Source organism: Actinomadura montaniterrae (assembly GCF_008923365.1).
GTDB lineage: Bacteria > Actinomycetota > Actinomycetes > Streptosporangiales > Streptosporangiaceae > Spirillospora > Spirillospora montaniterrae.
In genome coordinates this window covers 1-11636 of sequence record NZ_WBMR01000269.1, presented here as the reverse complement: position 1 = coordinate 11636, position 11636 = coordinate 1, and the positions used below count along the sequence as shown (strand labels likewise).

Below are 11636 nucleotides of genomic sequence, written 5' to 3'. Positions count from 1 at the left end.
CGGGGCGGCGCCCAGGTGCGCGGCGCGGCCGGTGCCCGCGGCGCGGCGTCCCGGTGCCCGGCGATCACCGTGGTGACGGCGGCGGCGCCGCACGCGGCCGCTGCCAGGCTCAGGCCGAGGGTCAGGCGGTCGCCGCGCGGCGGGGCGGTCCTCATGCGGGCCGGAACGCCGTCCGGTTCCGCCGCCAGACCAGCAGGGCGCGGGCCAGCGCTCCGGCGCCCGCGAGCACGGCGCCCGCACCGAACAGGCAGGCGGCTTCGGCGTGGCCGGTGCCGGCGGTGGAGCCGGTGCCGGTCGCTGCGCCGCCCGCCGGCATCGGCTGGAGCACGCCGCAGAGCACGGGCGACGTCACGGCGAGCGGCAGCGACGGGACCACGTCGCTCTTCTCGTTCCGCGCCTTGCGGCCGAGGAGCCGCGGGTCGTCGCCGTGGACGACGACGACCGCGATGCCCTTGCGCAGGGAGGCGACGGCCGCCGGGCTCAACGTGATGGTCCGCTCGTAGCGCACGCTCGGCCCCTTCGGCGCGATCTTCAGGTCGGTGCCCGCCTGCGGCGTGACGTTGCCCCTCACCGAGAGGGTCGTCTGGATCGGGCCGTAGTAGGGCGTCCCTTCCGTGGTGCTGACGACACCGTCGCCGTTCCGGTCGGCGGACGCGGGCGGGCACATGCCGCGGGCGCCGCCGTGGATGTGCTGCAGGTGCGGGTACGGCGCGCCGTTGAGCCGCGCCGCGAGCCCGGAGTACCGCTCGGTGATCGTCGCGGTGCTCTCGCGGAGCCGCAGCGTCAGCAGACCCGACCCGGTCTGGTGGTTCAGCGGCCGCAGCCGGGCCTGGTAGGTGACGGTGCGCGACGCGGCCGGGCCGGCTCCGGCCGACGCCGGCACCGGCGCCGCCGGGGCCGTCGCCATGAGCGCCAGGCCGGCGGCACCGCCGAACGCCAGTGCCGCCCGCCCACCCCGCGACCGTTCTGCGCCTTTTACTCGCATTCCTGCCCTTTCCCCGGTACCGCGCGTCACGCGATGATCGCTGGGGAATTGCCCGGGCGGAAAGCGCACTAATGCGCGCCGGGCTCACAGGAAAGGCAAAATCCACCCGGCCGGGCGCCGCCGCCCGGCCGCCCGCCGGGCGGGGGCGGCCGGGCGGGTCGGCCGGGCGGGGGCGGGTCAGCCGAGTTCCAGCAGCAGCGCCGCCGACCAGCTGAAATTGGTCGAGTTCAGCGCCGCGCCGGTCAGCGGGTCGTAGTTCTCCGCGATCGGGGCGTCGCCGAGCAGGCCCGCCGCCGAGCCGCGCAGCCGGTCCGCGAGGGACGCCGCGTCCCGCCGGTAGCCGTACCGCTGGAGCCCGGCCAGCGCGAAGTACGCCTGGTCGAGCCAGACCGGGCCGCGCCAGTACTCCTCGGGCGCGAAGTACGGAGAGCTCTTCGCCACCGTCGCGAACGGCACCTTCGTCGCGAACTCCCCCGGGTCGGTCAGCCTGCCGCGGACGGCGGCGGCCTCGGCGCCTCCCGCGACGCCCGCCCACAGCGGGATGGCGCCCTCGATGCCCCGGCCCCGCTCGGTGAGGCGCTTCCCGGACGCGAGGTCGATGTCGTAGAAGTAGCCGGTCGCCGGGTCGTACATCGCCTTGCGGACCGCGGCGGCGACCGCGCGCTGCCGGGCCGTCCAGCGCTCGGCGTCGGCCCGGTGGCCGAGCCGACGGGCGATCGCGGCGAGGTAGCCGTCCTCGGCGGCGAGGTAGGAGTTGAGGTCGACCGACTCCTGGTTCACCGAGTACCCGACCAGGCGCCCGCCCGCGTCGCGGTTCTCGACGACGGACGTGCCGAGCGCGGCGTCGAACCGCGGCGCGTTGTCCATGCCGCTCTCCCACGCGGCGGCCTGCCGGGCGTCCTCCGGCGTCGCGTTCGCCGGGTCGACGGTGGCGCCGTACTCGGCGAGCCCGTCGTGGTCGTGGTCCCGGTCGCGGTACCACCAGTCGTGGTACGCGACGAGCTTCGGGTACATCTCGCGGAGGAACGCCTCGTCCCCGTTGCGCCGGTAGACCTCCCACACCGCCCACGCGGCGAGCGGCGGCTTGCTGTTGCGCTCGTTCCAGTTGCCGCCGCCCTGCGCCGGGTCGTTGTAGAAGACGCAGTCCGGGATCATGCCGGCGTCCTGCGGGCGGGTCTTGGAACCGGGCTCGACCTGGTAGTCGAACATCGACCTGATCTGCGACTCCGCGAGCCCGGGCGCGAAGCGGGCGGTGCCGACGGCCTGCTTCCAGGTGTCCCACGCCCAGAACCCGCCGGTGAACCACTTGTAGCTGATGGACGGGGTCATCCCGCCGTGCTTGAGCATGCCGGCCGGGCCGCGCCAGTTGGTGACCAGCGTCTCCAGCGACTTCACGGCGAGGCGGCGGCGGTCCGCCGGGACGCCGCGGGTGACGGCGGCGACGTAGCCGCGCCAGCGCTCGTCCGTCCCCGCGATCACCCGCTCGGGGTTTCGCAGCAGCGCGGCGGTGTCCTCGCGGCTGCGCTCGGCGGCGGTGAAGGTGTAGCTCTCCGTCCAGGCCAGCGCGGACGAGCGGTGCGGCGCGAGGGTCAGCGGGCGGGCCAGGTCGGTGCGGTAGGCGTCCCCGGTGACGGTCGTGCGGACGGGCCCGTCGTGCCGGACCTCGAACCGCTCGCCGCCGCCGGTGAGGTAGTCCCACTGCTTCCTGACCTTCGCGAACGCGACCGCGACGCCGTCCGCGGTGGCGTGCAGGGACGGCGCGCTCCGCATCGGCTCGGCGTCGGGGCGCAGCAGCTCGCCCGTCCAGCCGACGTGCAGGGTCCGCGCGGTGCCGCCGGTGTTCGCCACGGACGCCCGGACGAGCGCGGTGCGGTCGGACGCGAACCGCAACTCCAGCGTGAGCCGCAGGCCCGGCAGGTCGTAGGTCTGGCGGAGCAGGCCAGGCAGCGACGTGAAGCGCGGGTTCTTCGCGGACGCGAGGTCGATCTCCTTGCCGTTCTCGCTGAGCGTGATGCGGCTGAACGCCTTGCTCAGCCACCACGGATACTCCTGCGCGATGTACAGGGGGCCGGTGAAGCCGCCGTAGGCGTACGTGTCGCCGGGCTTCGGCAGGGCGTAGGCGTGCCAGGCGCCCTGGTCGGCGAACACGTTGATGTCGCTGACCTCGGGCGGCAGGGCCTTCGCCGGGACGCCGTGCAGGTCGAGCACGTCGGCGTAGCCGGCGGGGCCGGGCGGCCGTGGTGACGGCGCCGCGACGGCGGCGTCCACCGGGAGGACGAGTGCGGAGCCGAGCGTCAGCCCGGCCAGGACATGCAGCGATCGACGCATGACGACCTCTTCGAGGGGGTGGGTTCAGGCGCGCGCGGTCTTGACGACCGCCGCTCCGTACGGGGGGAGGTGCAGGGTCCGGCGGACGGCGGCGCCGGTCAGCAGGTCGACGCCGTCCGGCGCGGGCGTCTCGCACTCCCGGCCGGCCTGGTTGAGCAGGAAGTAGTAGGAGTTCCCGGGCCCGTCGCGCCGCGTGACCTCGACGCCCGGCGCGGCGTCGAGCACCGGGCGCGCTCCGGCGTCGGCGAGCGCCTCGTCCAGCACCAGCCCGATCTCGCCGCCGAGGTGGCAGCCGACGTACCAGGCGCGGCCCTCGCCGTAGGCGTTGCGGGTGACCGCCGGACGGCCGTCCAGCTCGCCGGACGTGTAGGTGCCCGCGACCTCGGCCGTCAGGGCTTCCAGCCACTCGCTCCACATCGTCGCGGTGACCGCCCGCCCGCCGAGCGACACCGGAACGGACGCGCCGTCCGGGACGGGCCGGAACTCGTCGACCACGACCCCGAGCACGTCGCGCAGCGGCGCCGGGTATCCGCCGAGGTGGACGTGGTCGTGCTCGTCGACGATGCCGCTGAAGAAGCCGCACACGAGCCGCCCGCCGCCGTCGACGTACGAGGTGAAGCGCGCGGCCGTCGCGTCCGACATGAGGTACAGGTTCGGGGCGAGGACGAGCCGGTATCCCGCGAGGTCGCCGTCCGGCGGCACGAAGTCGACGCCGACGTTGCGTCCCGCCAGGGCCGCGTACCAGGACGCGACGAGGTCGCGGAGCCGGAGCCGGGCGGACGGGTGGTCGTCGAGCTCCAGCGCCCACCACGAGTTCCAGTCCAGGACGATCGCGACATCCGACGCGATCCGGGTGCCCGCGACCTCGGCGAGCCGCGCGAGGTCGCCGCCCAGCGCGACCGTCGACGCCCACTGCCGTCCGGCGGTCCCGCGATGCGGCAGCAGCGCGCTGTGGAACTTCTCCGCCCCGGCCCGCGACGCCCGCCACTGGAAGTGCAGGACGCCGTCCGCGCCGTGCGCCACCGTCTGCAGCGACCACAGCCGCGCCAGCGCGGGCGGCTTCGGCGCGTTCACCGGACGCCAGCTCACCGCCGACGGCGCCTGCTCCATCAGCAGCCACGGACGGCCGCCCTTCAGCGAGCGCATCAGGTCGTAGTTCATCGCGGCCCCGACGTGCGCGTCCGGGTCGGCCGGGTCCGGGTAGGCGTCGTCGGACACCACGTCCTCGTGCGCGGCCCACGTCCAGTAGTCCAGCGGCTTGAACATCGACATGAAGTTCGTCGTCACCGGCACGCCCGGGGCGACCTCGTCGAGCTGCGCCTTCTCGCCCAGATAGCAGGCGAGCAGCGCGCCCGAGCAGAACCGCCGCCAGTCCAGCGCCTGCGTCGGGTTCACGGGGCCGGGCGCGGCGCGCGGCGGCTCGATCTCCTCGAACGTCCCGTACCGCTGCGACCAGAAGTCGGTCGCCCACGCGGCGTTCAGCGCGGCCACGTCCCCGTACCGGTCGCGCAGCCAGCGCCGGAAGTCCGCGGCGGACGCCTCGCAGAAGCATTCGGTGACGTGGTCGCCGTACTCGTTGTGGACGTGCCACATCGCCAGCGCCGGATGGTCGCGGTACCGGGAGGCGATGGTCCGCGCCAGCCGCGCCGCCGCGTGCCGGTACACCGCCGACGAGGGGCAGTAGTGCTGCCGGGACCCGAACTCCAGCCGGACCCCGTCCGCCGTGACCGGCAGGACCTCCGGGTGCGCCCGCACCAGCCACGCCGGCGGGGACGCGGTCGCGGTCGCGATGTCGGCGGCGACGCCGTGCTCGGCGAGCAGGCCGAGGACGCGGTCGAACCAGCCGAAGTCCCATTCGTCGGGCCCGGGTTGCAGCCGCGCCCAGGAGAACACCCCGACGGTCACGAAGTTGACCCCGGCCTCCCGCATCAGCCGGACGTCCTCCGCCCACACCTCCTCGGGCCACTGCTCCGGGTTGTAGTCGCCGCCGTACAGCAAGCCCGGCACCCGCGTGATCCCGCTCATCCCTTGACGGCACCTCCAAGAAGACCGGAAACGAACTGCTTCTGGAACAGGAAGAAGAGCAGCATCACCGGCAGCGTCGCGAGGAACGAGCCGAGGATCAGCCCGGCGTAGTCGACGTGGCTCTGCCCGATGAGCGTGTACAGCGCGACGGGCGCGGTGTACTTGTCCTCGGTGTTCAGCATCAGCAGCGGCCACAGGAACGCGTTCCACTGCGTCATGAACGAGAAGATGACGAGCGCGCCGAGTTGCGGCCGCACCACCGGCAGCACGATCCGGTAGAAGATCCGCAGGTCGCCGGCGCCGTCCATGCGGGCCGACTCGATCAGCTCGTCCGGGAAGCCGAGGAACGCCTGCCGCATCAGGAAGATGCCGAACGAGTTGGCGAGGAACGGCAGGATCACCGCCTGGTAGGTGTCGACCCAGCCGAGGCTCGCCATCATCTGGAACAGCGGGACGAGCAGCACCTGGAACGGGATCATCATGGTCGCCAGCACCAGGCCGAGCAGCAGCCCCCGGCCCCGGAACCGGTACTTCGCGAGCCCGTACCCGCACATCGCGGAGATCAGCGAGCTGAGCACCGTGTACACGACGGAGACGCCGACGCTGTTCAGCAGCACCCGGCCGAAGCCGATCGAGTCCTGCAGCGCGACGAGGTTGTGCAGCAGCCGCCCGCCCGGCAGGAACGGCGGCGGCGACGCGAACAGCTCGGCGTTGTCGCGGGTGGAGGCGACCACCATCCAGTAGAACGGGACGGCGCTCACCAGCGCCGCGGCGGTGAGCACGAGCACCGCGGCGGCACGGCCCGGCGGCGGCCCGCCCCGCGCGGGCAGGAGGGTCATCGCGTCGCGTCCTTCCCGAGGAAGCGGAACTGCGCGTACGAGATCAGCCCGATGATCACGACGACGACCCAGGCGATGGCCGCGGCGTAGCCGAAGTCCAGCTGCTCGAAGCCGACCTTGTACAGGTAGAGGACCGGGGACATGGTGGCGTTGCCCGGCCCGCCCTTGGTGAGCACGTAGTTCTCGTCGAACAGCTGCAGCGTGCCGATCGTCGAGGTGACGAGGCAGAACAGGATGACGGGTCGCAGTTGCGGCAGCACGACCCGCAGGAAGGTGGTCGCCGGGCCGGCGCCGTCGATCGCGGCGGCCTCGTACTGCTCGCGGGCGATGCCCTGCAGCCCGGCGAGCAGGATCACCGCGTTGTAGCCCGTCCACCGCCAGGTGATCGACCCGATCAGCGCGATCCGCGCCCAGCCGGGGCTGTTCAGCCAGTCGACGCTCGGCAGCCCGACGGCGGTGAGCGCCTGGTCGACCAGGCCGTCGTCGGTCTTCAGCAGGACGCGGAACACCACCGAGTAGGCGACCAGCATCGTCACGGCGGGCAGGAAGCAGGCGATCCGGTACGTGGCGCGGAACCGCAGCCACGACTGGTTCAGCCCGTACGCCATGACGAGCGCCAGCGCGATCATCAGCGGCACCTGGACGACGAGGATGAGCGCGATGTTCCGCAGCGACGTCCAGAAGATCGGGTCGTGCATCATCCGCCGGTATTGGGCGAGCCCGACCCAGGTGGTGACGCCGTCGCGGTCGGCGGTGAAGCTCTGGTAGAGCCCGGCGAGCAGCGGATAGGCGAAGAACACTCCGAACAGCGCCGCCGCCGGGCCGGCGAACATCCACGGAGCGGTCCGCGACGTCCGGCGGCGCCCGCGTGTGGGGCCCGCCTTCGCCGGGGCGGCCGCGACCGGTTTCCGGGCCGTCGTCTGCTGCGCCATGTCAGCCGGCGATCCGCCGGCCGGTGGCGGCGGCGATCTGCTTGGCGGCCGAGTCCAGTTCCCTCTTCGGGTCCTTGCCGTGCAGGACGATCCCGGAGATCGTGCCGTTGACGATGTCGCGGGCCTTCGGCATGTCCTTGGTGTCCTCGACGGGCGGGACGCTGCTCTCCAGGTCGGCGAACGTCTTGAAGACCGGCTGCCCGCCGTAGTACTCCTGCGGCGCGGTGACGTACGGGTCCTTGAGCGCGGGCAGGTAGGCGGGGAACAGCCCCTCGGTCCTGAGCATGGACACCTGGTTCGCGGTGTCCGCCAGCATGAACTCGACGAACGCCCACGCCGCGGCGGCGTTCCTGGTCTGGCCGGTGACGGCGAGGGCGGAGCCGCCGTCGTTGGACGTCCGGACGCCGCCGGCGTCGAAGGCGGGCAGCGGCACGACGCCGAACTTCCCTTTGAGCTCCTTCATCTCGTCGGTGAGGGTGCCCGACCACCACACCGCGTACGGGGTGGTCGCGACCTTGCCGGCCTTGGTCGCGGCGACGAGCCCGTCCCAGCCCTTCTCGAACTGGACGAGCCCCTTGTCCGCGAGCGTCTTCAGCAGCGTCGCGGCGCGGACGCCCTGCTGGTCGTTGACGGCGATGAGCCCGTTCTTGACGTAGTGCTGCCCCTGCTGCTGGAGCAGCATCGGGAACATGCTGTCCTCTTCGGGGTCCATGACGAGGAGCTTCTTGCCGGTCTTCGCCTTGATCCGCTCACCGGCCTGGACATAGTCGTCCCAGGTGCGGATGGAGGCCGGGTCGACGCCGGCGTCCTTGAGCATGTCGGTGCGGTAGAAGAGGGCGCAGGGGCCGCTGTCCCAGGGCAGCGCGAAGACCTTGCCCTTCTCGTCGGTGACGTACTTCCAGGCGGCCGGCGCGAAGCTCGGCCGGTACCGCCCGGCGAGCGCGGTGACGTCGTAGAGCCCGCCGGGGAAGACGCCGATGTAGCCGGGCAGCCGGCCGCCCTCGATGGTGAGGACGTCGGGCAGTCCCTTGCCCGACTTCAGCCCGACGGTGATCTTGTCGTAGGCGTTGTCGTAGCCGATGTCGACGACCTCGATCCGGACGCCGGGGTGGCGCTGCTCGAACGCGGGCGCGAGCCGCTTGAGCGCCTTGGCCGCCACGTCCCACGACCAGACGCTGACGGTTCCCTTGATCTGGCCGGACGCGGCCGACGTCAGCGCCGGCCCGGCCTTGCGGGCGCCGCCGGTCGCGCAGCCGGCGGCCGCGAACAGCGTCGAGACGACACCGGCGGTCAGCACCGTCCGCCGCTGGATGCCCGTCGCCATCTTGCCTCCCAGTGGATGCAGGGATAATGCTGTATACAGCACACTGCATCATGTGTTCTCGTCAAGAGGTCCGGCGAGAAAGCGACGAAAGTGAGGGAGCGCGTGGGCGTTCACCCGTACATCCCGAACTCCGTGCCCGCGGTGAAGGCGGAGATGCTGGCCGCCGTCGGCGCCGCCGACGTCGCGGAGTTCTACGCGGACGTGCCCGAGGCCATCCGGCTCGGCCGCCCGCTCGACATGCCGCCGCCGCTGCGCTCGGAGGCCGCGCTCGTCCGGCACGTCGGCGGGCTGCTGGCCCGCAACACCAGCACCCGCGACGCGCTCAGCTTCCTCGGCGCGGGCTGCTACCGGCACCACGTCCCGGCGGTGGTCGACGAGGTGATCAACCGCAGCGAGTTCCTCACCGCCTACGCGGGCGAGCCCTACGAGGACCACGGCCGCTTCCAGGCACTGTGGGAGTACCAGTCGCTCATGGGCGAGCTGCTGGAGATGGACGTGGTGAACGTCCCGGTCTACGACGGCTACCAGGCGTCCGCGACCGCGCTGCGGATGGCCGGGCGGATCACCGGCGCGCGGCGGCTGCTGCTGGTCACCGCGGTCGCCGCGGACAGGCTCTCCAAGATCGATGACTACGTGCGGCCGGTGCACGACGTGGTCGCCGTGCCGGTCGACGCGTCCACCGGGCTGATCGACCTCGCCGCCGTGCGGGCGGAGCTGGCCGCGGGCGACGTCGCCGCCGTCTACGCGGAGGCGCCGTCGGCGTCCGGCATCATCGACCCGGCGCTGACGTCGCTGGCGGACCTCGCGCACGGCGCGGGAGCGCTGCTCGTCGCCGGCTGCAACCCGATCTCGCTCGGTGTCGTGGCGCCGCCCGCCGCGTACGGCGCCGACATCGTGTGCGGCGACGTCCAGCCCCTCGGCCTGCACATGGCCTACGGCGGGCTGAACGGCGGGTTCATCGCCACCCGCGACGAGGAGCGGTTCGTCGCGGAGTTCCCGTCCCGGCTGTTCGGGCTCGCGCCGACGAGCGTCGAGGGCGAGTACGGGTTCGGCGACGTCGCCTACGACCGCACCTCGTTCGCGCTGCGCGAGGAGGGCAAGGAGTGGGTCGGCACCGCCGCCGCCCTCAACGGCATCACCGCCGGCGTCTACCTCGCGCTCATGGGCCCGCAGGGCATGCGCGAGATCGGCGAGACGATCATGGCGAACACCCGGTACGCGCTGGACCGGCTCGGCGCGGTGCCCGGCGTCGAGGCGCCGTACGCCGCCGCGCCGCACTTCGCCGACTTCACCCTCCGCTTCACCGGCTCCCGCACGTCCGCCGAGGTCGGCGACGCGCTGCTGGAGCACGGGATCTTCGGCGGCGTCCCGCTGTCGGACACCGACGCCCTGTACTGCGTCACCGAGGTGCACACCAAGGACGAGATCGACCGCCTCGCCGACACCCTCCAGGAGATCGTGAAGTGAAGACCGACCGCTCCCCCGTCTCCCCCGCCGACGCCGCCATCGGGCCGAAGCCGCCGCTGCGCCGGTTCCACCAGGCCAGCTGGGACGAGCCGCTGCTGTTCGAGCTGGGCTCCCCCGGCGAGCGCGGCGTCCTCGTGCCCGAGCCGGAGGTGCCGCTCGACGACACCCTCCCGGACGGGCTGCGCCGCGCCGCGCCGCCCGCGCTGCCGGAGCTGTCGCAGCTGCACGTCCTGCGGCACTACCTGCGGCTGTCGCAGGAGAACCTCGGCGTCGACCTGAACATCGACGTCGGGCAGGGCACCTGCACGATGAAGTACAGCCCGAAGGTCAACGACCAGTTCGTCCGGGACCCGCGCGTCGCCGACCTGCACCCGCTGCAGGACGAGCGGACCGTGCAGGGCGTCCTGGAGATCGTCCACCGGCTGGAGGGGCTGCTCAAGGAGATCTCCGGGATGGACCGGTTCTCGCTCCAGCCGGGCGCCGGCTCCGCCGCGATCTACGCGAACGTGTCGATGATCCGCGCGTACTTCGCCGCCCGCGGGGAGCCCGAGCGGGACGAGGTCATCACGACGATCTTCTCGCACCCGTCCAACGCCGCCTGCGCGAAGACCGCCGGGTTCAAGGTCATCACGCTGTACCCGGACGCGGACGGCTACCCCGACATCGAGGCGCTCAAGGCCGCCGTCGGCCCGCGCACGGCGGCGCTGCTCATCACCAACCCCGAGGACACCGGGATCTTCAACCCGCGGATCGAGGAGTTCGTCCGGATCGTCCACGAGGCGGGCGGGCTGTGCGCCTACGACCAGGCGAACGCCAACGGCATCCTCGGCATCACCCGGGCCCGCGACGCGGGCTTCGACCTGTGCCACTTCAACCTGCACAAGACGTTCTCCACCCCGCACGCGTGCGGCGGTCCCGCAGCCGGGGCGTGCGGCGTCACCGCCGAGCTGGCGCCGTTCCTGCCGACGCCGACCGTCGAGTTCGACGGCGAGCGGTACCACCTGGACGACGACCGCCCGCAGTCGGTCGGGAAGATCCGCCCGTTCCACGGGGTCGTGCCGAACCTCGTCCGCGCGTACGCGTGGATCATGTCGCTCGGCGCCGACGGGCTGCGCGAGGCCGCCGAGGTCGCGGTGCTGAACAACAACTACCTGATGAAGAAGGTGCTGGAGATCCCCGGCGTGTCCGCGCCGTACGCGGCGGGGCGGCGCCGGATCGAGCAGGTCCGCTACAGCTGGGAAGGGCTCGCCGAGGAGACCGGCGTACACACCCAGGACATCGGGCTCCGCGCCGCCGACTTCGGCACCCACTACTGGACGAGCCACCACCCGTTCCTCGTCCCGGAGCCGATGACGCTGGAGCCGACCGAGTCGTACTCCAAGGCGGACCTAGACGAGTACGCCGCGATCCTCGCCGAGGTGGCGCGCGAGGCCCGCGAGGAGCCGGAGACCGTGCGGACGGCGCCGCACCGCTCGACCGTGCACCGCGCGCGCGAGGACGTCCTGGACGACCCCGCGACGTGGTCGGTGACCTGGCGCGCCTACCGCCGCAAGGTCCTCGGCGGATGAGGTTCGGGCTGGTGGTCAACCCGGTCGCCGGGATCGGCGGCCGGGCCGGGCTGAAGGGCAGCGACGGCGCGGACGTGCAGGCGCGGGCGCGCGCGCTGGGCGCGGTGCCGCGCGCGGGCGAGCGGGCCGCGCTCGCGCTGGCCGAGCTGCGGTCGCGGCTCGGGACGG

At 72.9% G+C, this 11636-nt stretch carries 8 protein-coding genes; 2 read left to right on the top strand and 6 right to left on the bottom strand.

Annotated elements, in window-relative coordinates; translation table 11 throughout:
• Positions 1-151: 151 nt before the first annotated feature.
• The 6 genes from F9B16_RS44675 to F9B16_RS44650 form a co-directional block, all read right to left on the bottom strand.
• Positions 152-907, bottom strand: a complete 756-nt coding sequence (locus F9B16_RS44675; protein ID WP_151546341.1) for a hypothetical protein — start codon at positions 905-907, stop codon at positions 152-154.
• Positions 908-1162: 255 nt separating this feature from the next.
• Positions 1163-3313: an MGH1-like glycoside hydrolase domain-containing protein gene (locus F9B16_RS44670; RefSeq protein ID WP_151546340.1), complete on the bottom strand. Its 2151-nt coding sequence runs from the start codon at positions 3311-3313 to the stop codon at positions 1163-1165.
• Between the two features lie 24 nt (positions 3314-3337).
• The gene (locus tag F9B16_RS44665) at positions 3338-5338 is read right to left on the bottom strand and encodes a beta-galactosidase (protein ID WP_151546339.1); all 2001 of its coding nucleotides are present in this window, start codon (positions 5336-5338) and stop codon (positions 3338-3340) included.
• A complete protein-coding gene (locus F9B16_RS44660; protein WP_151546338.1) occupies positions 5335-6177 on the bottom strand; it encodes a carbohydrate ABC transporter permease in 843 nt (280 codons plus the stop codon). The genes F9B16_RS44665 and F9B16_RS44660 overlap by 4 nt, the downstream gene beginning before the upstream one ends.
• On the bottom strand, positions 6174-7109 hold the full coding sequence (locus tag F9B16_RS44655) for a carbohydrate ABC transporter permease (RefSeq protein ID WP_151546337.1): 936 nt from the start codon (positions 7107-7109) through the stop codon (positions 6174-6176). The genes F9B16_RS44660 and F9B16_RS44655 overlap by 4 nt, the downstream gene beginning before the upstream one ends.
• 1 nt (position 7110) lies before the next feature.
• Complete coding sequence (locus F9B16_RS44650; RefSeq protein WP_151546336.1) at positions 7111-8433, bottom strand: ABC transporter substrate-binding protein; 1323 nt, start codon at positions 8431-8433, stop codon at positions 7111-7113.
• 102 nt (positions 8434-8535) lie between these two features.
• Here F9B16_RS44650 and gcvPA point away from each other — a divergent pair, with 102 nt between their 5' ends.
• Complete coding sequence (gene gcvPA, locus F9B16_RS44645; protein ID WP_151546335.1) at positions 8536-9900, top strand: aminomethyl-transferring glycine dehydrogenase subunit GcvPA; 1365 nt, start codon at positions 8536-8538, stop codon at positions 9898-9900.
• Positions 9897-11468, top strand: a complete 1572-nt coding sequence (gene gcvPB / locus F9B16_RS44640; protein WP_192809300.1) for an aminomethyl-transferring glycine dehydrogenase subunit GcvPB — start codon at positions 9897-9899, stop codon at positions 11466-11468. The genes gcvPA and gcvPB overlap by 4 nt, the downstream gene beginning before the upstream one ends.
• Positions 11469-11636 lie beyond the last annotated feature (168 nt).

Excerpts from the sequence above, each read along its gene's own strand:
- F9B16_RS44660 (WP_151546338.1), bottom strand. The coding sequence starts at position 6,177 with ATGACCCTCCTGCCCGCGCGGGGCGGGCCGCCGCCGGGCCGTGCCGCC.
- F9B16_RS44670 (WP_151546340.1), bottom strand. The coding sequence starts at position 3,313 with ATGCGTCGATCGCTGCATGTCCTGGCCGGGCTGACGCTCGGCTCCGCA.
- F9B16_RS44655 (WP_151546337.1), bottom strand. The coding sequence starts at position 7,109 with ATGGCGCAGCAGACGACGGCCCGGAAACCGGTCGCGGCCGCCCCGGCG.
- F9B16_RS44675 (WP_151546341.1), bottom strand. The coding sequence starts at position 907 with ATGGCGACGGCCCCGGCGGCGCCGGTGCCGGCGTCGGCCGGAGCCGGC.
- F9B16_RS44650 (WP_151546336.1), bottom strand. The coding sequence starts at position 8,433 with ATGGCGACGGGCATCCAGCGGCGGACGGTGCTGACCGCCGGTGTCGTC.
- F9B16_RS44665 (WP_151546339.1), bottom strand. The coding sequence starts at position 5,338 with ATGAGCGGGATCACGCGGGTGCCGGGCTTGCTGTACGGCGGCGACTAC.